Source organism: Polaribacter litoreus, from assembly GCF_054584775.1.
The window spans coordinates 100,633-124,251 of sequence record NZ_JBTLRD010000011.1 but is presented as its reverse complement, the minus strand read 5'-3'; the positions used below and the strand labels follow the sequence as shown (position 1 = coordinate 124,251).

Sequence of the window (23,619 nt, the reverse complement as noted above, 5' to 3'; positions counted from 1 at the left end):
TCTACTTTAAATAATGACTTTTATTACTTACTTTTGATGAAATTCAAATTCTTTTCAATGAAAATCAAATCGCTTTTAATCATCGCATTTTTTACTTTTAGTACTCTAATTGCTCAAGAAATTCAATCTCCCTCTTCGTTTTTAGGTTATGAAATTGGTACTCGTTTTACAAGACATCATAAAGTTGTGGACTATTTTAAATATATAAGCAACCAATTAGCCAATGTTCAATTAGAAAAATATGGTGAAACGAACGAACATAGACCTTTGTATGTAACTTATATTTCATCACAAGAAAATATAGCTAATTTAGAAAAGATTAGAAAAGCAAATCTTTCTCAAACAGGAATTTTATCAGAAAATTTAGAAAATAAAAAAGCCATTGTTTGGTTAAGTTATAATGTACATGGTAATGAAGCATCGAGTACAGAAGCAGCCATGTTAACTTTATACGAGTTGGTTACCAGCAAAAAAGCTTGGTTAGAAAATACAGTGGTAATTTTAGACCCTTGTATAAATCCTGATGGACGAGACAGATATGTCAACTGGTACAATCAAGTAAAAAGTACACCTCATGATATTGGCCAAGATGCCAAAGAACATAACGAACCTTGGCCTGGAGGAAGACCAAACCATTATTTATTTGATTTGAATAGAGATTGGGCTTGGGCAACTCAAATAGAAAGCCAACAAAGAATTAAAATTTACAACAAATGGATGCCACACGTTCATGTAGATTTTCATGAACAAGGCATTAATAGTCCTTATTATTTTGCGCCTGCTGCTGCACCTTTTCACGAAATTATTACAGATTGGCAACGCGATTTTCAAACCGAAATTGGCAAAAACCACGCAAAATATTTTGATAAAGAGGGATGGTTGTATTTTACAAAAGAAAGTTTTGATTTATTGTACCCAAGTTATGGAGACACTTACCCAACTTTTATGGGCGCCATTGGTATGACGTACGAACAAGCTGGCCATGGAAGAGCTGGTTTAGCAATAGAAACTGATGAAGGTGAAATTTTAACACTTAGAGATAGAGCAATTCATCATAAAACAACAGGGCTTTCTACTGTAGAAATGTCTAGCAAAAATGCTGAAAAATTAAATAGCGAGTTTAAAAAATATTTTGATAATACTGATTTAAAATACAAAAGCTTTGTTGTAAAGAACGACAATCATGATAAAATAAATCGTTTAAAAGATTTACTAGACAAGCATGAAATTAGTTATGAAAATGCTGAAAACGGAACCGTAAAAGGCTATATCTACGAAACACAAAAAGAAGGTAAATTGAACGTAAACACTTCAGATTTAGTAGTGCACACCAATCAACCAAAAGGAAAAATGGTAAACGTATTGTTTGAACCTAAAGTAAAAATACTAGATTCTTTAACCTATGATATTACTGCATGGTCTATACCTTATGCGCATGGTTTTAAGGCAATTGCTTCAACATCAAAAGTTTCTTCAACTTCTAAAAACGAAAAAATAAATATTGAAAATACTATTGATAAAACTGCCTATGCTTACATTGCAAAATGGAATAGTTTAAATGATGCTACTTTTTTAGCGGATTTATTAAAAAACAATATTGTACCTCGTTTCTCAGAAAAACCTTTTACAACCAATGGAGTTTCTTTTGAAAGGGGTTCATTAATCATTTTAAGAAATGACAATAGAAGTACAAATTTTGATGAAAAACTGAAACAAATTGCGGATAAAAATATGCGTCAACTTACTACAACTTCTACAGGTTTTTCTGATGCTGGTGTAGATTTTGGTTCGTATTCTGTAAAACCAATCCATAAACAAAAAGTAGCTTTACTTTCTGGTGAAGGTACATCGTCTTTAAGTTTTGGTGAAATTTGGCATTTCTTTGAAACCGAGTTACAATACCCAATAACTATTATCGATTCTGATTATTTTAGTAGGGTTAATTTTTCGAATTATGATGTAATTATTTTACCAAATGGATATTACAGTAGCATTTTAAATAAAAGCACTTTAGAAAAGTTAAGCAGTTGGACGCGTTCTGGAGGAACACTAATTGCTATTGGTGGCGCTTTAAACTCTTTTGCTGGCAAAAAAGGTTTTTCATTAAAAAGAAAAGATACTAAAGATAAAAGTGATGATGAACCAAATATGACTCCTTATGCAGCACAAGAAAGAGAAAATGCCAATAATTTAATTGCTGGCGCTATTTTTAAAAGTAAGGTAGATAATACACATCCATTAGCTTTTGGTTATACTGATGCATATTTTACTTTAAAAAGAAGCAGTAGTGCATATAGTTATTTACCAAATGGAAACGTGGCTTATTTAACAGATACTGCCCCAAGTATTTCTGGTTTTGCAGGAAAAAATGTTCTTGAAAAATTACCAGAAACCTTATTATTTGGTGAAGAAAGAAAAGGAAGAGGAAGCATTGTTTATATGGTAGACAATCCTTTATTCCGTTCTTTTTGGGAAAACGGAAAATTATTTATGGCCAATGCCGTATTTTTATTGAATTCGGATAAACTCAAATAATAAATATTTAAAATTAAGTTGTTAATCTATGAGTTTTACCAAAACTACTGAACAAGATTCCAAGTACAATCATTTAGAGAAAATGACAGTTTCTGAATTATTAATTAATATTAATACTGAGGATAAAACAGTTCCTTTAGCCGTAGAAAAAGCATTGCCACAAATTGAAATTTTAACAACTAAAATTGTTGAAAGACTAAAAAATGGTGGACGCCTTTTTTATATTGGTGCAGGAACTTCTGGTAGATTAGGTATTGTGGATGCTTCTGAATGTCCGCCAACTTTTGGTGTGCCTCATGAATTGGTTGTTGGTTTAATTGCTGGTGGAGATATTGCAATTCGAAAAGCAGTTGAGTTTGCTGAAGATTCTAAAAACCAAGGTTGGTTAGATTTACAAGATCATCAAATTTCTGATAAAGATGTTGTTGTAGGCATTGCAGCTTCTGGCACAACACCATATGTAATTTCGGCCTTAGAAAAATGCAATCAAAATAACATTAGTACAGGTAGTATTTCTTGCAATACAAACAGTCCGCTTTCTAAAACCGCACAATATCCTATTGAGGTAATTGTTGGGCCTGAGTTTGTAACAGGAAGCTCTAGAATGAAAGCGGGTACAGCTCAAAAATTAGTACTAAATATGCTATCAACTGCAACTATGATTCAATTAGGTAAAATTAAAGGAAATAAAATGGTAGATATGCAACTATCTAACAATAAATTGGTAGAAAGAGGCCAAAAAATGTTAGCTAAAGAATTACATATCGACTTAAAAAAAGCGGGTGAGTTATTGAACGAATTCGGAAATGTTAGAAATGCTATTGAAAACTATAAATAATGAGTACAGACACTAATTTACTGGGTAAGGCTTTAATTCGTTTAGGGATTCTAATTCTTTTATTTATTGCCTCTCCTATTGTCATCACCATGAGTTTTAAAGCCATAGATAACTTTACTGAGGCTCCGAAAATATACTTTGCTTATATACTTTTTGCTTTAGGTTGTTTGCTTGTACTTTTTACAGTGTATTTTGCGTTCAAAACATTTGGTATACTTCAAAAAGCAATTTTTAATAAAGATTAAAATTCATTGAGCACAATTACCTCGAAAAATGATGGCATAATCATTATTTTATCTTATCCAGATACAGTGGTAAGACCTGCATATAGAGAATTTTCTAGTAAGTTTTGGCCAAAAATTGGTATTGGTAGCAAACATGCCATACAAGCTGGGCACTCAGCTTTGTTACTCATCAAAAAAAATTGTTCTGAAATTAAATATTTTGATTTTGGCAGATACATCACCTCTAATGGATTTGGAAGAACAAGATCTGCAACAACAGACCCTGAGTTACAGGTTAAAGTAAATGCTGATTTTAAGCACAACGAACTTCTAAATCTCGAAGAAATTTTACTGTGGATTGAAAACCATCCAGAAAAAACACACGGTTCTGGAAGACTAATTGCAGGTACAAATAATCAAATTAACTATTCTGAAGCTTTACATTTTATAGAAAATTTAATTGATCTAAAAGAGCTGCCTTATGGCGCTTTTATAAAAAAAGGTACAAATTGTGCTCGTTTTGTTGCAGATACTATCATTGCATCTACCAATCATAAAAAAATAAAATGGCGTTTAAAAAACTCTAATCTTTTTACACCAAGTCCAATTGGCAATGTGATTAAGGGTTCAACTTCAAAAAATATATACAAAGTACAGCATCAAAAAGTAACACTTTATAAAAATAGATCGATTCTTAAAGAATACAAGGCATCATTTTTTAATACGTTTGATACAGCATTAAATTTAATTGGCACTGAACTACCCAATACCCAAAAATTTGAAACAAAAAAAGGTTCTTGGCTAGGTGGAATTGGAAGTGGTGCATGGTTTGTGATTGAAAAGCAAATGAACAACCTTACCTATTTGATTGCTAGATATGATGCAGATGGAAACAAAGAATTCGAGGATTATTTTGTCATAAATGATATTAACTTTAATATGAAAATTGCATTTAAATTTATACATCCTTCTAATAGTAAAGAAATGTATGTGATTCAACATAAAAAAAAATATTGTTTTAAACGTAAATAATTTGAGTAAACAATTTTTTTATAGAGACTTGATCTTAGTAACTTATGAAGCTTTTAAGTTTTTATTCGGTGTTGTAGGATTGTACCCAAAATCAGATTCAGGCAGCTCAATCCCTAATTGATAAATAATATAACCAATACTTGCAAAATGATGAATGGCATGACTTTGTGCCTGCATTAAAATTGCACCAAGCGTATAAGTAGCTTGTTCTTTTCCTAAGCCTAAATCGTCAATAACATTAACTTGAATATTTAAATCTTGTATAGAAATTTTATCTATTTGATGAATTATAGCTTCATAATAAGCAATACCATTTGCTGTATTTAATTCCACACTCTCATTTCTTTTACGTTTGGTAAGATCGATATTGCGCTCTGAAAACCCATCTAAAATACAAGAAAACACATCTAAAATATGACGCGTATGGCAACCTATACTTGAAGAATAAGGCAGTATTGTTGTATTAGAGTATTGCTCATCAGTAATTGTATTTAATAGTTTGATTCCTTTTTCTAAGTTTTTTACAATGGCATTGATCATTTAACGTTATTTTATTCATCAGTCGTAATTTATAAAAAATATTAACGAAGAAACTCCCTTATTTATAAAAAAACAAAAATAAAACTTAAACACTTAATTACAAGTACATTACACCTTATTAAATTAAACCTATTTATTATTAAGGTAATTTTTGGCACGTTCTTTGAAATTAGTATAACAAATGCGAAAGCCGAAAAGCAATTAGAGTAGGCCAAACCCTTTAAACCAAATATTATGAAAAAAGGTGTACTAATAGTATTAGCAATGTTTTTGATGGTTTCTACTGTTGAAGCTAAAAAAAGCGAAAATGTATCGAACAGATTTGGGGTAAATTATTATGCTTATAATAACGCTGTTAACTTCTTTGAACGAGGAATTGAATTTTTTGTTTTTACCAATGGTGATTTTGATTTTGATATAAATACCAACAATAGAAGAGTAAGAATAGTTAGAGATTTTAGAGGTAGAATTCAGAGAATTGGCAACGTACGTTTACGATATGATTTTAGAGGTAATGTTACTAGAATTGGAAACATTCGCTTAAACTACTTTAGAAATAGATTAACCAATGTAGGCGATTTAAGAGTGCGATATGACAGATGGGGATATCCTATTTTTCAAGGAAATGTAAGAAATTTCTATTATGATAATGGCATTAGATTTAATATAAATTTTGGTGATGTATTTGGTTATAATGATGTTTTTTTTAGAGATAACGCTTTTAGAAGAAATTATGTACAAATAAGAGAAGACCGTAATTTCTTTTATTACAGGGCCAAACCTAATGCTAGAATTGGAAATAGAAGTAAAATTATAAAAAGAAGAAAATCTGCAACTCTAAGAGGAAACAACAGCTCAGTTTCTAGAAGACAAAGTAACCACGTATATCGAAAAAACGATGCAAATAAGAGGTTATCTTCAGATAGAAATGTTAGAAGTTCTCAAAGAAAATCAATTAAGAAAAATGAAGTTAGAAAAAGAACTACCTCTACAGAGAGAAAGCAAGATTTACGCAAGCCATCTGTAAAAAGGACTGTAAAAGACATAAAAACTAGCAGAAGGTCTAATTAAATTAAATTGGATAACTAAAAAAAGTAAAAAGCTTATTGAAATCAATTTCAATAAGCTTTTTAAGTATTATGTATTTTTTTAAATCCGTTCTCCATTTAAATTTGTGGTTAAAATATCGCTAAACAAATCAAAAAAAGGTCTTAACGCTTTAAAACTATCATCAACCAGATCTACAAAATTTGACGACAACACTTCTTTATCAGTAAAATTTTTTGTGGCAATAAAACCTTTTTTACGCAATAAATCTACGTCTGGATGTTCCTTATCAAAGCCTCTTGGCGCAGTTTTTAATTCGCCAAAACTTTCAAATTTATTTCCAAAATGTTTTTTATAGTTTGGATCTTTTAAAATTCCTCTAATTTCGGATGCATCCATCTCAATTTCTTTACGAATCCTAAATAAATCCTCTTTATTTGGTTCCCAAAATCCGCCAGCTAAAAAAGATTCTCCAGGTCTAATTCTTAAAAAATAGCCTCCTCGTAATTCTTTGCCTAATCTAGAATATGAATTTGCAAAATGCGCTTTATAAGGTGTTTTATCTTTAGAAAACCGAACATCTCTATAAATACGCATCATTTTAGATTTTTCAATTTCGTCATGCATTTCTAAGTTATGATGTACAGCAGCAAAAACCGCTTTGGCATTTTGCTGTGCCTCTGCATAAATGGATTTATGATCTGTAAACCAATCTCTATTATTATTTTTTTGTAAATCTTTTAAAAATTGAAACGTCGATTTTTCTATCTGCATTAATAAGGATTTTAAAAGTTCAAGTTACAAAATAGATTTGTAACTTCGAATTTGAAATGCATCAAAAAACAAAAGACATTAAACGCAGGTATGAAGGATTTTTGCAAACACCAAGTTTGTGGAAAAAGGATGTTGTTTTTGATTTATATCAATTTGAGATTAAAAATGTAGCAAAAAAAATAAATATTGAAATTGATGAAAAGTTAAGATTGGGTAAATATATAGAGCGTTTTGTCTCTTATCAATTAACCCAAGAAAAAGATATTTCTATTTTATGCGAAAATATTCAGATTCAGCAACAAAAAAGAACTTTAGGAGAATTGGATTGTATTTTAAAAAAAGACAAATCTATAATTCATTTAGAGATTATCTACAAATTTTACTTAATTGATAAAAACGTTGGTAAAACTGAAATTGACCATTGTATTGGCCCTAACAGAAAAGATGCTTTAATTGAAAAACTAAAAAAGTTAAAAGACAAACAACTGCCTCTACTCTATACAGATGAATGCAAAATGTATTTAAAAAGTATCAATTTAAATGCTAAAGAAATAGCACAACAAGTGTTTTTTAAAGCCCAAATATTTGTACCATTTACAGATAGAAACATGCCCTTAAAAATTTTAAATACCAATTGTATTGCTGGATTTTTCATCAACAAAAAACAATTATCTTTTTTTTCTGATGCCAAGTTTTATATCCCCAATAAAAAAGACTGGTTGGTTATACCTCATCAAAATGTAAACTGGTTAAACTATGAGCGTTTTAAAGAACTTTCTTCTGATTATTTGGCGCGACAATTTTCTCCTTTGTGTTGGTTAAAATTACCAAGTGGTGTCATAGAAAAGATATTTTTAGTTTGGTGGAGTTGAGTTTACGTTTTTTAAACAAAAAAAAAGAACTCAAATTTGAGTTCCTTTTTTTTAATTATGTGATAATAATAAGCTTACTTATTCTCAATTTTCTTATCATCTTTAGAAGCCTTATTCCAAATTTTAATTTCATCTTCTTCTTTTACCCCTTCTAAAACTTCAACATTTACACCATCTGAAGTCCCTAGTTTTAAGGTTACCTTTTTAAAAGTTCCATCTTCTTGTTTTACCTCTACATAAGGCTCTTCTGAATCTTTATCGAATCTTAAAACGGCTTCTTTTACAGATAAAACACTGTCTTTTTTTTCTAAAACAATATCTGCATTTGCACTGTAACCAGCTCTAATAAAATACTTATCATCTAAAGAAACATCAGCTTTTATTTTAAATTGCACTGCACCACCTTCTTCGGTTCCTTTTGGTGCAATAAAATTTAATTTTGCAGGAAACTTTACGCCTTCAATAGCACCAATAGAAACTTCAATATCTGAACCACTTACTAGTTTACCAACTTCAGATTCATCTACTTTTCCTTCAAAAATCATCTTACTCATATCTGCAATTGAAGCAATTGTTGTACCTGCATTAAAATTGTTTGCCTGTATTACTTGATCTCCTTCTTTTACAGGAATCTCTAAAATTGTTCCAGACATTTGTGCCATAATATTAGTGTTGGCAGCGCCTCCAGATGCTGCAGAACCTCTTTTAATTATAACATAATCGTTTTGAGCATTTCGTAAATCTTGCTTTGCCTGATTATATGTTAATTCAAAACGTTCAAATTCTTGCTTAGAAATAACCCCTTTATCAAATAAATTTTTGTTTCTTTTAAAAGCAATTTCTGCGTTGTCTACATTTAATTTAATATTATCAACCCTACCTTTAGCACTAATTAACGATTGTTCGTTTGGTACAACTCTTACCATAGCAATTAAATCTCCTTTGGTAACCTTTGCACCTTCTGTTAACAAAATTTTATCAATAATACCTGTTATTTGCGGCTTAATTTCAATTTCTTCCAAAGGTGTTACAATACCAGTTGCCACTGTTTTTTTAACAATTGTAGTTTTAAAAGGTGTTTCGGTTTCGTATTCTACAATACTTTTTTTGTTCTTTTTTCCGAACCAAACTAATGCAACAACAAATAATATTGCTATGATAATTAAAATAATTTTTGCTTTTTTACTCATGATTTAGTTAATTGTGATTGATTTTATTCTTCTCTTAATGCTTCTATTGGTCTTACTACTGTTGCCATGTGTGCAGGAATTAATCCTATTAAAGTTCCTAATATAATTAACGTGACAAAGGCTACTAAAATAATTGGAATGTTTACGGTTGGGTTTATTAAAACTGCATCATCTCCATGTCCAATTGCCATGTCAATTAAAAATAAAATAAAACTTCCAAAAATAATTCCTAACATACCTGCAATGGTTGTTAAAAAAACAGATTCTAATATAATTTGTTGACGAATACTTTTTGGAGTAGCTCCTAGAGCTCGTCGAATTCCTATTTCTTGCGTTCTTTCTTTCACTGTAATTAGTAAAATATTACCAATTGCAAAAACCCCTGCAATTAAAGTTGCAATACCTACAAACCAAGTTAAAAATTGCATTCCTGTTAAAAAGCCTGTCACTTTCCCTATTTCTTTCCCTAAATTGACACTTCCAAAAGCCCTTTCATCATCTGGATGTACTTTATGTAAACCTTTTAAAGTCTGAATAACATCTGTTTCCATTTGCTCAATATCAGTTCCTTGGTTTGCAGTAATCATCATCCAATCTACATTATTGGCTGTGTTATACACTTTTTTAAATGTTGTAAAAGGAATGTAAGCACAATCACCATCAAAATTTACTGTAGTTGATGGTTCATAAACCCCAATTACCTGATAACCAATGTTATTTATTTTAATGTATTGCCCAATTGGCATTTCATCGATTTCGAATAATTGCTTGTACATATCTTCAGATATCACTGCAACTTTTGCGGTATTTAAAATATCATTTTCATTTAAAAAACGACCATATAATAACTGTTTTTTCTGAATTTGATCTAATACAGGATAATCGCCACTTACTCTAAAATCGCCAGATTTAAAATCTTTTATAATTAAATTATTTGTTTGATTTCTTGGTGCCAATAGTCTTATTTCATTGGAATATTCAGTTTTTAAAACCTCAATATCATTCATTGTTAAACGAAACCTTCTTCCTTTTTGAAAACCTTTAAAAGGAGTATCTGTAGATTGCGTCCAAACAAAAACACTGTTGGTTGCAAAATTTCCGAATAACTTATTAAAACTATTTTCTAAACCTCTTGCTGAACCAAGTAAAACAACTAATAAAAAAATCCCCCAGAGAACACCAATAATTGTAATTGCTGTTCTTACTTTATTTTTACGAATACTTCCGTAAATTTCTTGCCAAGTATCTGAATCGAATAAAAATTTCATAATTAATCTGCTCTTAAGGCTTCTATAGGTTTAATATTTGCTGCTCTTTTTGCAGGTAAATATCCTGCAATTAATCCAGATACAATTAAAACAATGGTTGCTCCAATTACTAATCCTGAACTAACGCTTGGGTCTTTTATAAAATATTTTTCTTCTAAACTATTACCAATTAAACTTAAAAGATAAGTTCCCAGAGTTAAACCTGCATAACCGGCAATAGTAGTTATTAAGACAGACTCTTGCACAACCATACCAACAATTGATGATGGTTTTGCTCCTAAGGCTTTTCTAATTCCAAACTCTTTTGTTCTTTCTTTAATTACAAAAATCATAATATTAGAGATTCCAATAATACCTGCTATTAAAGTTCCAGAACCAATAAAAATAATTATAATAAACAAAGCAAATGAAACAGTACTCACAAATTTATTTGCTTCTGCCATATTTCTAACAGAAAGTGCACTTTGATCGTCTGGATGAATGTTCATCTTTTTACGTAAATCACGCTCCATTTTGTTTCCAAAAGCAATAGCAGCATCTGTACTTAATTTGGGGTTATATCCTAAAGCTATCTGACTTATATAATCATTATTGCCATACATATTTTGTGCAGTAGTTAAGGGCATAAATGCTTTTCTTTCTTCATTATCTCCTCCATCATCAGAAAAAACACCAATAATTAGAAAAGAACTTCCGTTTACGTTTACTCTTTTATTTAAAGCTGGTTTTTCACCAAATAAATCCTTTTTAATTAATCTACCAATAACTATTACTTTAGATTTTTGTTTAATGTCTCGTTCATTTAAATACCTGCCTTCATTAATAATTGTTTTTTCTAAAAATTGATGATCTGGGTTTACAGCCATTACACTATAAGAACTCGCTTCATTTTTATATTTTATTACAAAGTTTTTATAGATTCTTGCAGATTGGTATTGAATTTTACTAGCATATTTGTCTGACACAAAATTATAATCGTCATTTTTTAACTGAACTGCTCTTCCTGATTGCAACCCTTTATATGGTTTTGTTGTTCTCCAAACTCTAACAAACATTGAGTTTTTAGCATCATCTGCAAAAGCTGTTTTGAAAAAATTTCCAAGTCCGTTTGAAATACCAAATAATAATGTAAAAAGCAAAATAGCAAAAGCTACTGTAAAACCAGACATTACAGAACGCAATCGGTTTTTATTAATGCTTTGAAAAATTTCTCTCCAACGATCTATATCAAACATAACTAGACTGCTTTAGAAGCTTTGGTTAATTCATCACTAATTATTACGCCATCTTTTAAACGTACAATTCTTTTGGTTTGCTCTGCAACTTCTTCTTCATGTGTAATTACAAAAACGGTCATTCCTTCATCATTAATATCTTTTAACAAATCCATTACATTATCTGTTGTTGTAGAATCTAAAGCTCCTGTTGGCTCATCTGCTAAAACTACTTTTGGATTGGTAACTAAAGCTCTTGCAATGGCTACACGTTGTTTTTGCCCCCCAGACAACTCATTTGGCAAATGATTTGCCCAATCTTTTAAGCCTACTTTTTCTAAATATTCTAGAGCTACTTTTAATCGCTCTTTTCTATTCATGCCTTTATAATACAAAGGTAAGGCCACATTTTCTAAGGCAGTTTTGTAAGAGATTAAATTAAAAGACTGAAATATAAAACCTAAAAATTTATTTCGTAAAAGGGCAGCCTTTTTCTCGTTCATATCTTTAATCAGCTGGCCATTTAAATAATATTCACCTTCATCGTGAATATCTAATAAACCAACAATATTTAACAAGGTAGATTTTCCAGAACCTGAGGACCCCATAATAGAAACAAACTCGCCCTCTTTTATATGTAAATCAATTCCTTTTAATACGTGTAAAGAATCTTTTCCTATCGGATAAGATTTGTGAAGTTTTTCTATTCGAATCATGAGTTTGGTTAATTTTTACACTAAAGTATTCAATGCTATTGATTGCGATTATTAATATTATGTTAAAAGCCACAGCAGATACTTAAATACAACCATAAGACGTCTGTAAAACTAAAATGTTACATGAATTTTAAAAAAAGATAATGTAATTTTGTTTTTTACTTTATAATGATAAAAAATGATTGATATTCCTGAACATAAAAAGCTTATTCTTTTTGATGGTGTATGCAATCTTTGCAATAAAGCTGTGTTAGAAGTAATTAAATACGACAAAAAAAACACATTTTTATTTGCTTCTTTACAATCTAAAACGGGTAAAAAAATAGCCTCGCAATTAAATATCAACCTCAGTAAAATAGACTCTATAATTTTATATGATCCTGGTGTTTCCTATGATATTAAGTCTACTGCTGCTTTGCATATTATGAAAGATTTTGGTGGTATTTGGAACATTACTCAAATTGGATTTTTACTACCCGAAACTTTTAGAGATTACATTTATGATTTTATTGCAGCAAATAGATACAAATGGTTTGGTAAAAAAGAAAGTTGTATGATACCTACCCCAGAAATAATTGCTAAATTTATAGAATAATTCATAAAACTTCCCCCAAGATGAAAAAAATTAAATTTAACAAAGATTTTAAGTACAAATTTACTTTAGCTACTATTTCTTTACTAGTACTTATTAGCGTTTTAAGCTATCAATTTACGAATGAAAATTTTTATATCATTTCTACCTTTATTGGTTTCTTATCTTTAGTTGCCATAGTTATATCTATTAAAGGATTTATTAGGTCGTTAAAAAAACTGAACAAACCAAAATCTAAAGAAAGAATTTTATCTTTTATTGTTATATCGATTACGGCTTGCTTACTTTTGTATATAATTATCGAAAATTTAATAAAAGCTATAAAATTTATTCTGTAAGTGAAAATACCTGATACATTACAATGCGTTATTTTTGATATGGATGGCGTTATCATAGATTCTGAAGAAATTCATAAAAAAGCTTATTATGAAACTTTTAATATGCTTGGTGTAGCTGTTTCTGAAGCACTGTATAAAACGTTTACTGGCTCATCAACTATAAATGCTTTTCAAAAATTGGTAAATCATTTTAATTTAGATGAAAATCCTGAAGATTTGGTTTTAAATAAAAGAGCTAGGTATGTTAATTTTTTTGAAAATGACCCGAATTTACAATTGGTAAACGGAGTAGAAGATCTTATTAAGCATTTTTATAACAAAGGAATCACGTTAATTTTGGCATCATCATCAGCAATGGTAAACATTAATAGAGTATTTGATCGTTTTAATTTACATCAGTATTTTATGGCTAAAATTAGTGGTGCAGATTTAACTGCTTCTAAACCTCATCCTGAGATTTTTGAAAAAGCGGCTGTTTTAGGAAAAACACCCAAAGAAAACTGTATTGTTATCGAAGATTCTGACAACGGAATAAAAGCTGCAAACGATGCTGGTATTTTTGTTATTGGTTATAAAAACCCAGTAGTTTTAGATCAAACTCTTGATAATGCTAATTTTATTATTGATGATTTTAAAAAGCTATTAAAAATCATTTAAAATATTTTTAAATATCCTTTAGGTCGTTCCTATTTCATCGATAGCATCAACATTTGGTGTGGGATTTTTTTGCTCTCTAATATCAAAATAAATAAATACGGTAACGATTGTAGAAATGATGTATAACACAAATTTTACCAAATAAGAGAAACCTAATAAAATTAAATAAATAGGATCTCTGAAATATTCGAAAAGTTCTGCTGGGTTTTCATCCTCAAGTAATGCTGTCATATCTATTCCTTGATACAAGCTTATAGGTAACTCAACAAAGAAACTGGTAATTCCTATTAGAATTTGAACTACTATTAAAATTCCAAATGTTTCCCACCAATTATCTTTAATTAAGGTAAAAGCATCACTAATTGAATCTGCAACCCCTTTGTTTTGATATATCAGTATAGGAATTGATAAGCTTAAAACCACCCAAAAATAAATACCTGGTAAGAAACAAAATAAAGTTCCTACTAAAATGATAAGACCTGCTAAAAAAAACAAACCTACATAAGGCCAAAATTGTTTTTTTGTATCTGTTTGTATTTCTTCGTAATTTACTACCCCTTTATTTTTTATATAAGATTTTATATATGATAAAGAAGTAACTGTTACCAGAGCATAAGCAATTATGTACGAAAATACAATTGCTAATAGCGGTAGAAAGATACTAGAGAAATTAAAATTGAAATCAGGCTCATTTTGATTAAAATTAAGAACCCCTGAATAAAAATAACTTGACTCAATTAAAAAATAAATTGCTGCAGCAATTGCTATGATTACAGGTACAATAGCTATTTTTATTATGGTAATAAAAAAAGGTTGCCACTCAGACTTTAAAAATTTAAAGGTATCTGAAAGCATATCTCCTAAGCCTCTTACTTGCTTAAAGTTTACAAAGTTTTGAGTATTCATTATTTTATTTGTTCTTTCTTATTCTATAGCAATTTTTACAAATTACCTTCTACTGTAATTGGGTGATTCTTTTGTAATAGCTACATCATGAGGATGGCTTTCATTAATACCACTAGCAGTAATTCTAACAAACTGGCCTGTTTCTTTTAAGGTTTCAATATCTTTAGCTCCACAATACCCCATACCTGCACGCAAACCACCAATAAACTGATGAATACTTTCAAAAAGTTCTCCTTTATACGGTACTCTACCCTCAATACCTTCTGGCACTAATTTTTTAATATCGTCTTCAACGTCTTGAAAATATCGATCTTTAGAACCTTGTTTCATGGCTGAAACAGAACCCATTCCTCTATACGATTTAAATTTTCTTCCTTCATAAATAATAGTTTCTCCAGGAGATTCTTTTGTACCTGCTAATAAAGAGCCCAACATTACACAATCTGCACCTGCAGCAATTGCCTTTGGAATATCTCCTGTATAACGAATTCCACCATCTGCAATTACAGGAACTCCACTGCCTTTAATAGCATTTGCTACTTCTAAAACTGCAGAAAACTGAGGGAAGCCTACACCAGCTACAACTCTTGTTGTACAAATAGAACCAGGCCCAATACCTACTTTAACAGCATCTGCACCAGCAGCTACTAAATACTGTGCAGCTTCTGGTGTAGCAATATTACCAACTACAACATCTAAGTTTGTGAATTTTTCTTTAACCGCTTTTAACACCTTTACAACCCCCTCTGTATGACCATGAGCTGTATCTATAATTACAGCATCTACACCAGCATTTACCAATGCTTCTGCTCTGTCTACTGCATCACCTGTAACACCTAAAGCTGCTGCAACTCTTAATCTACCATAACTATCTTTATTTGCTATTGGTTTTTGAGTAACTTTTGTAATATCTCTAAATGTAATTAATCCTTTTAAAATATAATCTTCATCAACAATTAGTAATTTTTCAATTTTATGATTTTGAAGAATTAATTCTGCATCTTTTAAAGAAGTACCCACACCTGCAGTAATTAAATTTTCACTCGTCATTACCTCTACAATTGGTCTTGTATTGTCATGTTCAAATCGCAAATCTCTATTGGTAACAATACCTTTTAGTTTACCATTATCATCAACTACAGGAATACCACCTATGCTGTGTTCTCGCATATTATTTTTAGCATCTGCAACTATTGCTGTTAACGGTAAAGTAACAGGGTCTAGTATCATACCACTTTCTGCACGTTTTACTTTTCTAACTTCTTGAGCTTGTTGCTCAATTGTCATGTTTTTATGTAAAACGCCAATACCTCCCTCTCTTGCCATGGCTATAGCCAAAGCAGACTCTGTAACAGTATCCATAGCTGCTGATACTATAGGTACATTAATAGTAATATTTCTGGTAAATTTTGTTGAAATTCGAACTTCTCTAGGAAGTACTTGTGAAAAAGCGGGAACTAAAAGTACATCATCATACGTTAAGCCTTCTCCTAAGATTTTATTTTGGTGTGCTATCATTTTGCAATTAAGATATAATTGCGTGCAAATTTACAATTAAAAAATGACTTTTAGCAGATTAAGCATTTATTTTAATTTACACCTGCTTTTTTTTACATGATTAGCTAATTTTATCGTATTGACTTTGCCAAGAATATTCACTGAAATTTTTACCAGAGCTTCCACAAAAAATAAATACCATACCTACTGCTCCTTTAAAATAAAACATAAACAACATCAGCAAATAACCAAATGAAGCTGGCTTTGTAAAAAAGAAAGGATACGAAATAGCAGTAAAAATTATACTGATTATAGCAAGTGATATTGCTAAATTTTCAATATTTTTTATAGACCAATATTTTAGTTTTCTATAAGGGCTAACATCAGTACCCCATTTATGAATTAGATAATAAAATCCGTTTCCCATTGGCGCAAATAACAAAGGATCATCTGCTTTTTTTAGATGAAATAGCTTTGATGGAGCTATGATTTTAAAACCATCTAAAATGGTGTTATGTTCTTCTTCTATTTTGTTGATTTTAGATACAACTTCTGCTGGATAATCTCCTTTAAAGAATTGAGTATCTAAAAAACGCAATCTATAATCAATACAAATTTTCTTTATTTCAGAAATATGAAAAATTGCGTTTCGGTCTACTTTATCTATATTAAAAGTGTTGATATTTCTATGGATTGGAGAGTTAGATAAACGCTCAAAAACTGAGTTGTATTGTGTATCTACTTCATCAAAAATATCATTTACCCAGGCCAAAATTTGTTCTGGATTTTTATTTTTTTTGCGTTGATCAATTAATTTTTGTTGAATATTTACTGGTTGTAACATATTTAAATTAATTTTTTATTTAAAATTACATTACAATAGCCTTTAATCAAAGTACTTACAACAAAAAAGTTTTATTTAAAATGAATATAAATAAATTTTCGGTTATAGCTTTTGTTTTAATCAATAAAACTAAAATTTTAACTGTAGTGTGGTATAAAAACTTCTTGGCTCAGCAGGAATAATACCTGGACCTGGATAACCAGTTGCTCTTCTTGTAAAATAAGAATTATTTAACAAATTATTAAATCCGGATTCTAATTTAATATTTTTGGTAAAGGTAAAAGACATTGATAAATCCATAATATGATAGGCAGGAATGGCACCATCTACTCGATTGTTGTTTAGCGGATTATATGCTGAGTTCGTAGCATCTGTAAATTGCTCAGACAAATATGAATACTGAAAAGCAGTTAAAAAATTCTTGTAACCAAAAGAAAAACCTGTTTTTAAGTTTACTTCAGGAATAAATTCTACCTTGTTACCATCTATACTTTTAGAAACACTACTATTGTATTGCGATGTTGTTAAAGCTAGGTTCGAAAAAATATCAAGTTTTAACTGTTTACTTTCTTTAAAAAATGATTCTTTAAGATTCCATTGTACTAAAGATTCTAAGCCAGCAATGGTAGCTTTTCCAATATTGCCTCTTACCCATTGTGCTCTGTAAGGAGCTTCTGTACTAAATGCCTGACCAATTCTGTTATCGTACAACAAGGTAAACAGATTTACATCATAAGATACTATTTTTTTAACACGCCCTCTAATACCGATATCTAAGGTATATCCTGTTTCATCTTGAATTGATGGATCTACAACAAAAGAAGGATTAACAGTTCTAATATCGGAAAAAGTTACCGATCTATAATTTTGTGAAAAATTAAAGTAAGATTCTAAATACGGTTTAGGTTTATAGCTAATACCAACCCCTAACAACACAAAATTACGTTCTAATAAGTTGTTATCTTCTATAAAATTGATATTCGGGTTACTACCTTGTAAATCAGGAATATTTAAAAAAGAGCCTATAGATTCTGTTTTTATATATTCAAAACGAAAACCTGGGGTTATGGAAAATGAATTGGTGATATTAAATATATTTTCACCAAAAACAGCTACGTTTAAATTGGGAAATTTAAATTGATTTTGGTTGGGATAAAACGGAAAATCATTCGTGTAAATTGTAAAATCTGCGTCTGTATTTTTACTACCAGGCCCTTGTTGAGAGGTATTATTTGCTTTGTAAAACTTACTACCTAATAACAAAACAGACTGTTGGTTTTTGATATTATACTTGGTAATTATTCTAGCTTCAGCTCCGAAATTTTTAAAATCGCCTAAAATAACATCTCTTTCAAAGTCAAAATTGCCAAATTCATCAACTTCATCGCTATTTACATCAAAAATATTGGCGTTTTCATCTAAAGGATTTGTTCTAAAACCAATTGCTTTTCGCGATGCATTTAAGGCAAAAAAGCTTAATGTTCCGTTTGTATTTTTAGAAAACTCATGGTTTAATTTTAGGTTAAATAGTTTCCAATCTACTGCAAACCAGTTTCTAGTTCTGTAGCTCTGAGTTGGATTTTCTAAAAATTGTACATCAGATAAACCACCTGCTTGTTGTGCTAAATAATAATAGTTTGTATAATCTACACTAACACTTGTTTTATCATTAAAATCATACGCCAAATAACCATAAAAATTATTGGCATTAAAACCAGAATTTGGGCGAAAACCATCTCCTTTTTTTCCATTATAAAAAGCATAATAACTCAATTTGTTTTTTGTACCAGATAATGAGGTAAAATTTGTGAGTGTCCCAAAAGAACCGAATGTATTTCTGATAATAAATTCTATTGATTTTTTACTGGGTTTATTGAATTTGAAATTCACTAAACCTCCAAATTGGGTTCCATACTGTAAAGATGCTGCACCACGAATTACCTGAATTTGACTTAAAGCTTCAGTGGGTGGTGTGTAATAACTCTCTGGATAGCCCAAAACATCTGCACTAATATCATAATCATTTTGGCGTGTATTAAAATTGGCTGTTCTATTAGGGTCTAAACCTCTACCACCAATATTTAACTGCAAACCACCATCATTACTATCGTAGATATTTAAACCTGCTACTTTTGCAAAAACCTGCCTTGCATTATTGGTAGATTTGTTAATTAACTCTTGATTTAATAAAATAACCTCAGACTTTTTACCTGCATAAATATGCGTTCCTTCTACTGGCTTTAGTGCAGTTAACCCAAATGCTTCTTTCTTTTTTACGCTAATAATAACTTCGGATAAAGTTTCTCCAAGAGAAATTAATGATACGTTGTATTTGCTTTTATTTTTTAATAAAACATCTATTTCTAAGGTCTTATAATTAAAACTAAAAAATAGCAAGCGGTATCTTTTATCTACTTTTAATTGAGACAAATTAACAACTCCCAATGCATTCGTATACCCAATAAAAAAACCTTCTTTTGTGTAAACCTCAACACCTTCAATGGGTTTTTGGGTTTCGTTATCATAAACAATTGCTGAATAATTTTGAGAAAATATTGTTAATGATACTAAGTAAAATATGATAAAAAAACTATAAACCTTTAATTTCATCGTTAAATGGTAGAATCCAATTTTTATGTTTAAAACTATTATGTACTGTCAATAAATCTATTGTAGGGTCTATAAATGGTTTGCCAATTCTACCATTTACAGATATATAACCTTCTGCAAAAACTCCAATATTTTCTTCTCTTAACTCTTTTTTGTAATGATTTCCTAAATAATGTGCATATTCCAGAATAAAATCGGGTTGCGTTTGCATTTGTTTTTTTTGAAAAGAGTTTAAAAAATAATCGTCTGTAACCGTAAAACTATTTCCGGTAGTATAATTTTTAATCCTAAAAGTGGTAAATCCTGCTTTTTCCATCAACATAACTCGCCATGAAAATCGATAGCCCTCTTCTGTCCAAAACAATTCGTCTGGATATAATGTATAACGAAAAGGAAAAGTAAATTGAATTAAAAAAAAGATACTTAAAACACTTAATACAACTCTTTTATAATTTGGTTGAAATACTGTAGAAACAGACAAAACTTTTTTTTGTATTGATAAAACCTTGGCTATTCCTTTTAAAAATTTTTCGTGAAAACTACTGTCAAAAAAAATTAAAGTAGCCACTATCATTATATAAGGGAATACACCAATATTGAACAAAACTCTAGTAAACACATGAAAAACAACTACTAAGAAGAAAGCAAAAGGTCTTGTTTTTTTAATCAGTAATAAAAAAGGAATCGTTAAATCGTATAAAGCACCACTCCAGCTCATAGCATAATGAAACCAAGTATCATTCATAAATTTACCAATTACAGGCAAATCGGTTTTTGTTGATAGCCATATTTTTAAAGGCTGCGCTCTTAACAACCAATCTGAATTTAGTTTGGCCAAACCAGCGTAAAAATATACGATGCCGAGTAATAGTTTTATGCTATCTACCATCCAAGCAGGTACGTTTTTATAAGATTTATTTTTACGATAAGCATCAACAGAAAAAGTTGCGTTTAATGGTAAAAAACAAAGTAAGAAACTTAAAATACTAATAAAGTAATAGTGATTTAAATAGGTGGTTTTATCGATCAATTCGATATAAGTGAATGATAAAAAAAAGAGTACGATTGCCAATCGATATTTGAACCCTAAAATAATACCTATGCAAGCTAAAATTGCAATGCCAAATAAAATATAAGTATATTCTCCCCAAGTGGTAACCCAAGAAAAACCATAATATTTAAAATGGAGTTTTGGTGCGATATAAAAATCGTATACCCAACCTTTAACTAAAAAGCGAGTTAAACTAAATAACATTAACAAACCAAATAATATACGAAAAGCGGCCAAAGAAGCCGCTCTTGTTTTTGTATTAAAATAGTTTGTAATCAATTGTTTAGTCACCATCGCTATCTACAAAATCAATGGTTAGGTTAAAGGCATTGATTACATTACCCTTTACTGCTATTACAAATTCTTGAATGGCATCAAAAACAGCATCAAAATTTGGGTTATAATCTTGAGTTTGCTCAAAAAAATTGTTGCCTATGTTGTTGTTTGCTGCATCTATATTATCAAACAGCGTTTCTATGTAATCGTTTAAAGAAATATCAGTACCATCAACCATAATTGTTGTACCTAAAAATTCTAGATATTCTTGTAGGCCAACTGTATTTGCATTTGTACTATAATTTCTACCATAATAAAAATCTTGAATGGCGTCATAAGCTTCTAAATACAATGCTTTTGAATTTTCTGGGCTGTACAAAGATTCCACAAATTCTGGACTTGGATTTACAGAAATATTAGCTTGTCTGTTTCTCGTTCCAGATGGTGTTGCTATCTTTTTTTCTCTAAAATTCTTTTCAGTATATTGTACATAATCATTAACTTGAATGCTAAAATAAGAGCTAATGGTATTATCTACACTATTGATATTAGCATCTTTTTCGATTTCAAGTTCAGCAATAATACTATCTGTTAAGCTCAACATTCTGGCTGTTAAAGCTTTTATATAGTTTGCATATTTTTCATCTTGATATTTTACTACTAGAGCTTCGTCTGTGGTTTCTAAGCCATTTACTAAATAATCTAAGGCAGGTAAACCTTGTGTGGTATCTAATAAGGTTCTATCAAAATTTATGTCAACTGTACTATTTAAGTTGGTGTTAATTCGTTCTAAATCTGCTGGATAAGAATTCATATCTCTTGCAAAACTAGTTCCGTAGAAAAAGAGCTCTACATGTTGCCAAACTTTAGCAGTTTCAAATAGATCTGTTCTTACTTTGGCTAAACTAGTAGCGTTTGGTGCATTTGTAAAAGTAACTACTGCATCATTTAAAATTTCAACTTTTGTTTGATAATCATTGATTGCTGGACTTAATAAGTTATTTACCCAGCTTGCAGTTAATGTTGTTCTATCAAAATCATCTTCATTAATATTTTCATCTATATTAGTCTCTGAACAAGCATAAGCTATTAGAAAAACTAATGATATTAAAAACACATAAACTATTTTTTTCATTTTTTGTTTTTATTTATTCTAAATAACGATTACAAATATACTAACAAAAGAGATAGTGTTAGCAATCTCTTTAAAGGTTTTTACTCTGGTACAACATCACTATAAGTCCACGAAAATCCACCAACACTTTTAGCAGCAATGGTATCTGCCATGTCAATTAATTCATCAGAGGTAATACTCCACAGTCCTTTATCAGCCTCTAAAATATTTAAATATCCATCTACTTCTGCATCTGTAAAATACCTGTTCCCATTTGCATCTACAATGTAACGTAGGCTGTTAATGAAACCATATCCTTCACATATATCATGAAAAGCATCTGCTCTTTGAGCTGCATCTGGAGCTAATGTTCCTATCAATTTTGCACCACCCCCTAAATAATGAACTGCTCTTACTGCAACTATTGTTGATAATTTTTCTCTAAGAATAGCTATTTGTGCATCTCTTTCCGTATAATTTTTTTCTACAATTGCTATACGTCCTTTTACAAAAGCCTCTAAAATTTCTTTTTCTATGCCTGCAAATTTTGTTAAGGCATCTACATTGTCAATATATTTATAGATTAAATTTTCGCTGGTTATGTTACCATACACATAACCGAAAGCTTCATCCCAATGATGCTCCATAGTGGTATAATTTTTATCGCTGGCAACTGTACCTTCGTCATTTGCAGTTCTATAAGTATTAGAGTTATCATTTTCATCATCTAATCTATTAAAATAATGATTTACAGCTTGATCGTACGCTAAAGCACCCACCATAGATTTTGTAAACAATTGATCCATTTCAAAACCTTTTTCATCTACATATCTTGTTGCACCATCAGAATCTAAAAAAGTACCTGCCTGACCTGCAGCTACTTGGGTTGACCAATTATCAATAACAATTTGATGACCTTCTATAAAACTATCTATTAAATTTACATTAGTAGCTCCTTGCCCTATACTATTAGATTTATTAAATAAACCAATTGAAGCAGATGTTTTAGATCTAACAATTTTGGTTGTTCCATTTAAAGAAGCATCCTCAAAACCTGCACTTTGTAAATTACCATTAACTTCTTCTCCTTCAAACATTAATTGTATTTCTGCAACTGATTTTGTTGTAATTAAATCTTTACCAATTGCATAAGTTTGCTTTAAACGCGTAGTTTGTCCGCTAAAATCTACAGTAGATTCACCATTTCTTGTAAATTGTGCTGAATAATTATCAATGTAATTATTATTGTAGGCACCATTGCTGGCTCTACTAAAATCACTTCCTGTAATAACTTCATCTAAAGAAGGAGATATTACCATAGAATCTATTTCTATTTCACTCTTCTCACACGCAACCAAAACTGCCAAAATACTAATGCAAAATATCGCTTTTTTCATTTTATTTAGATTAATTTAAAATAATTTATGCAAATATAATTACCAAATTTAGTAGTTCAAAATTTATTTAGATTTATTTTAAATAAA

Annotated in this window: 22 protein-coding genes; 9 read left to right on the top strand and 13 right to left on the bottom strand. The window is 30.0% G+C overall.

Annotation, left to right across the window (positions count from 1 at the left end; genetic code table 11):
• Positions 1-57: 57 nt before the first annotated feature.
• From ACW9UN_RS11380 to ACW9UN_RS11365, 4 genes are read left to right on the top strand one after another with little or no spacing between them, the layout of a single operon-like run.
• Entirely contained in the window at positions 58-2,535 is a 2,478-nt protein-coding gene (locus tag ACW9UN_RS11380) for a M14 family metallopeptidase (RefSeq protein WP_459486403.1), read from the top strand.
• A 28-nt stretch (positions 2,536-2,563) separates the two neighbouring features.
• The gene (gene murQ, locus ACW9UN_RS11375; RefSeq protein ID WP_459486402.1) at positions 2,564-3,373 is read left to right on the top strand and encodes an N-acetylmuramic acid 6-phosphate etherase; all 810 of its coding nucleotides are present in this window, start codon (positions 2,564-2,566) and stop codon (positions 3,371-3,373) included.
• Positions 3,373-3,618, top strand: coding sequence for a DUF6095 family protein (locus ACW9UN_RS11370; protein WP_459486401.1), 246 nt, complete (start codon positions 3,373-3,375; stop codon positions 3,616-3,618). Before murQ ends, ACW9UN_RS11370 begins: the two co-directional genes overlap by 1 nt.
• A 6-nt stretch (positions 3,619-3,624) precedes the next feature.
• Positions 3,625-4,629: a DUF6695 family protein gene (locus ACW9UN_RS11365; protein ID WP_459486400.1), complete on the top strand. Its 1,005-nt coding sequence runs from the start codon at positions 3,625-3,627 to the stop codon at positions 4,627-4,629.
• 42 nt (positions 4,630-4,671) lie between these two features.
• On the opposite strand, the gene ACW9UN_RS11360 is transcribed toward ACW9UN_RS11365, so the two are convergent.
• Positions 4,672-5,169 (bottom strand): DinB family protein, encoded by a 498-nt coding sequence (locus ACW9UN_RS11360; RefSeq protein WP_459486399.1) that lies wholly within the window; start codon positions 5,167-5,169, stop codon positions 4,672-4,674.
• 234 nt (positions 5,170-5,403) lie between these two features.
• On the opposite strand from ACW9UN_RS11360, the gene ACW9UN_RS11355 reads away from it, so the two are divergent.
• Positions 5,404-6,240 (top strand): hypothetical protein, encoded by an 837-nt coding sequence (locus tag ACW9UN_RS11355; protein WP_459486398.1) that lies wholly within the window; start codon positions 5,404-5,406, stop codon positions 6,238-6,240.
• Between the two features lie 78 nt (positions 6,241-6,318).
• Here the strand turns inward: ACW9UN_RS11355 and ACW9UN_RS11350 are convergent, their stop codons facing one another.
• A complete protein-coding gene (locus ACW9UN_RS11350; RefSeq protein ID WP_459486397.1) occupies positions 6,319-6,990 on the bottom strand; it encodes a DUF2461 domain-containing protein in 672 nt (223 codons plus the stop codon).
• 56 nt (positions 6,991-7,046) lie between these two features.
• On the opposite strand from ACW9UN_RS11350, the gene ACW9UN_RS11345 reads away from it, so the two are divergent.
• On the top strand, positions 7,047-7,862 hold the full coding sequence (locus tag ACW9UN_RS11345; RefSeq protein ID WP_459486396.1) for a DUF1853 family protein: 816 nt from the start codon (positions 7,047-7,049) through the stop codon (positions 7,860-7,862).
• Between the two features lie 74 nt (positions 7,863-7,936).
• Here the strand turns inward: ACW9UN_RS11345 and ACW9UN_RS11340 are convergent, their stop codons facing one another.
• From ACW9UN_RS11340 to ACW9UN_RS11325, 4 genes are read right to left on the bottom strand one after another with little or no spacing between them, the layout of a single operon-like run.
• Positions 7,937-9,052, bottom strand: coding sequence for an efflux RND transporter periplasmic adaptor subunit (locus ACW9UN_RS11340; protein WP_459486395.1), 1,116 nt, complete (start codon positions 9,050-9,052; stop codon positions 7,937-7,939).
• 23 nt (positions 9,053-9,075) lie between these two features.
• The gene (locus ACW9UN_RS11335) at positions 9,076-10,320 is read right to left on the bottom strand and encodes an ABC transporter permease (protein WP_459486393.1); all 1,245 of its coding nucleotides are present in this window, start codon (positions 10,318-10,320) and stop codon (positions 9,076-9,078) included.
• 2 nt (positions 10,321-10,322) lie between these two features.
• On the bottom strand, positions 10,323-11,555 hold the full coding sequence (locus ACW9UN_RS11330; protein ID WP_459486391.1) for an ABC transporter permease: 1,233 nt from the start codon (positions 11,553-11,555) through the stop codon (positions 10,323-10,325).
• A gap of 2 nt (positions 11,556-11,557) precedes the next feature.
• On the bottom strand, positions 11,558-12,250 hold the full coding sequence (locus ACW9UN_RS11325) for an ABC transporter ATP-binding protein (RefSeq protein WP_459486389.1): 693 nt from the start codon (positions 12,248-12,250) through the stop codon (positions 11,558-11,560).
• 178 nt (positions 12,251-12,428) lie between these two features.
• Here ACW9UN_RS11325 and ACW9UN_RS11320 point away from each other — a divergent pair, with 178 nt between their 5' ends.
• Genes ACW9UN_RS11320 through ACW9UN_RS11310 form a run of 3 tightly spaced genes read left to right on the top strand, consistent with a single transcriptional unit; the run spans position 12,429 to position 13,837 of the window.
• A complete protein-coding gene (locus tag ACW9UN_RS11320; RefSeq protein WP_459486387.1) occupies positions 12,429-12,845 on the top strand; it encodes a thiol-disulfide oxidoreductase DCC family protein in 417 nt (138 codons plus the stop codon).
• A 20-nt stretch (positions 12,846-12,865) separates the two neighbouring features.
• On the top strand, positions 12,866-13,180 hold the full coding sequence (locus tag ACW9UN_RS11315) for a hypothetical protein (RefSeq protein ID WP_459486385.1): 315 nt from the start codon (positions 12,866-12,868) through the stop codon (positions 13,178-13,180).
• Complete coding sequence (locus ACW9UN_RS11310; RefSeq protein ID WP_459486383.1) at positions 13,181-13,837, top strand: HAD family hydrolase; 657 nt, start codon at positions 13,181-13,183, stop codon at positions 13,835-13,837. It abuts the gene before it with no gap.
• An 18-nt stretch (positions 13,838-13,855) separates the two neighbouring features.
• Here ACW9UN_RS11310 and ACW9UN_RS11305 read toward each other — a convergent pair whose 3' ends face one another.
• The 7 genes from ACW9UN_RS11305 to ACW9UN_RS11275 all read right to left on the bottom strand — a co-directional run bounded on the left by ACW9UN_RS11305 (position 13,856) and on the right by ACW9UN_RS11275 (position 23,532).
• Entirely contained in the window at positions 13,856-14,743 is an 888-nt protein-coding gene (locus ACW9UN_RS11305; protein WP_459486381.1) for a hypothetical protein, read from the bottom strand.
• A gap of 42 nt (positions 14,744-14,785) precedes the next feature.
• Positions 14,786-16,261 (bottom strand): IMP dehydrogenase, encoded by a 1,476-nt coding sequence (gene guaB, locus ACW9UN_RS11300; RefSeq protein ID WP_459486380.1) that lies wholly within the window; start codon positions 16,259-16,261, stop codon positions 14,786-14,788.
• Between the two features lie 100 nt (positions 16,262-16,361).
• The gene (locus ACW9UN_RS11295) at positions 16,362-17,084 is read right to left on the bottom strand and encodes a hypothetical protein (protein ID WP_459486378.1); all 723 of its coding nucleotides are present in this window, start codon (positions 17,082-17,084) and stop codon (positions 16,362-16,364) included.
• A gap of 129 nt (positions 17,085-17,213) precedes the next feature.
• Positions 17,214-19,694, bottom strand: coding sequence for a TonB-dependent receptor domain-containing protein (locus ACW9UN_RS11290; protein ID WP_459486377.1), 2,481 nt, complete (start codon positions 19,692-19,694; stop codon positions 17,214-17,216).
• Positions 19,675-21,039, bottom strand: a complete 1,365-nt coding sequence (locus tag ACW9UN_RS11285) for an HTTM domain-containing protein (protein ID WP_459486376.1) — start codon at positions 21,037-21,039, stop codon at positions 19,675-19,677. Before ACW9UN_RS11285 ends, ACW9UN_RS11290 begins: the two co-directional genes overlap by 20 nt.
• Positions 21,029-22,156: an imelysin family protein gene (locus ACW9UN_RS11280; protein ID WP_459486375.1), complete on the bottom strand. Its 1,128-nt coding sequence runs from the start codon at positions 22,154-22,156 to the stop codon at positions 21,029-21,031. The genes ACW9UN_RS11285 and ACW9UN_RS11280 overlap by 11 nt, the downstream gene beginning before the upstream one ends.
• An 80-nt stretch (positions 22,157-22,236) precedes the next feature.
• Entirely contained in the window at positions 22,237-23,532 is a 1,296-nt protein-coding gene (locus ACW9UN_RS11275) for a DUF4856 domain-containing protein (protein ID WP_459486374.1), read from the bottom strand.
• Positions 23,533-23,619: the final 87 nt, after the last annotated feature.

Bases quoted from the DNA above. Each gene is read 5' to 3' on its own strand.
- ACW9UN_RS11290 (WP_459486377.1), bottom strand. From the start codon at position 19,694: ATGAAATTAAAGGTTTATAGTTTTTTTATCATATTTTACTTAGTATCA.
- ACW9UN_RS11360 (WP_459486399.1), bottom strand. From the start codon at position 5,169: ATGATCAATGCCATTGTAAAAAACTTAGAAAAAGGAATCAAACTATTA.
- ACW9UN_RS11335 (WP_459486393.1), bottom strand. From the start codon at position 10,320: ATGAAATTTTTATTCGATTCAGATACTTGGCAAGAAATTTACGGAAGT.
- ACW9UN_RS11280 (WP_459486375.1), bottom strand. From the start codon at position 22,156: ATGAAAAAAATAGTTTATGTGTTTTTAATATCATTAGTTTTTCTAATA.
- ACW9UN_RS11325 (WP_459486389.1), bottom strand. From the start codon at position 12,250: ATGATTCGAATAGAAAAACTTCACAAATCTTATCCGATAGGAAAAGAT.
- ACW9UN_RS11380 (WP_459486403.1), top strand. From the start codon at position 58: ATGAAAATCAAATCGCTTTTAATCATCGCATTTTTTACTTTTAGTACT.
- ACW9UN_RS11340 (WP_459486395.1), bottom strand. From the start codon at position 9,052: ATGAGTAAAAAAGCAAAAATTATTTTAATTATCATAGCAATATTATTT.
- ACW9UN_RS11320 (WP_459486387.1), top strand. From the start codon at position 12,429: ATGATTGATATTCCTGAACATAAAAAGCTTATTCTTTTTGATGGTGTA.
- ACW9UN_RS11315 (WP_459486385.1), top strand. From the start codon at position 12,866: ATGAAAAAAATTAAATTTAACAAAGATTTTAAGTACAAATTTACTTTA.
- ACW9UN_RS11275 (WP_459486374.1), bottom strand. From the start codon at position 23,532: ATGAAAAAAGCGATATTTTGCATTAGTATTTTGGCAGTTTTGGTTGCG.
- ACW9UN_RS11355 (WP_459486398.1), top strand. From the start codon at position 5,404: ATGAAAAAAGGTGTACTAATAGTATTAGCAATGTTTTTGATGGTTTCT.
- ACW9UN_RS11345 (WP_459486396.1), top strand. From the start codon at position 7,047: ATGCATCAAAAAACAAAAGACATTAAACGCAGGTATGAAGGATTTTTG.
- ACW9UN_RS11295 (WP_459486378.1), bottom strand. From the start codon at position 17,084: ATGTTACAACCAGTAAATATTCAACAAAAATTAATTGATCAACGCAAA.
- ACW9UN_RS11370 (WP_459486401.1), top strand. From the start codon at position 3,373: ATGAGTACAGACACTAATTTACTGGGTAAGGCTTTAATTCGTTTAGGG.
- murQ (WP_459486402.1), top strand. From the start codon at position 2,564: ATGAGTTTTACCAAAACTACTGAACAAGATTCCAAGTACAATCATTTA.
- ACW9UN_RS11350 (WP_459486397.1), bottom strand. From the start codon at position 6,990: ATGCAGATAGAAAAATCGACGTTTCAATTTTTAAAAGATTTACAAAAA.
- ACW9UN_RS11330 (WP_459486391.1), bottom strand. From the start codon at position 11,555: ATGTTTGATATAGATCGTTGGAGAGAAATTTTTCAAAGCATTAATAAA.
- ACW9UN_RS11285 (WP_459486376.1), bottom strand. From the start codon at position 21,039: ATGGTGACTAAACAATTGATTACAAACTATTTTAATACAAAAACAAGA.
- ACW9UN_RS11305 (WP_459486381.1), bottom strand. From the start codon at position 14,743: ATGAATACTCAAAACTTTGTAAACTTTAAGCAAGTAAGAGGCTTAGGA.
- guaB (WP_459486380.1), bottom strand. From the start codon at position 16,261: ATGATAGCACACCAAAATAAAATCTTAGGAGAAGGCTTAACGTATGAT.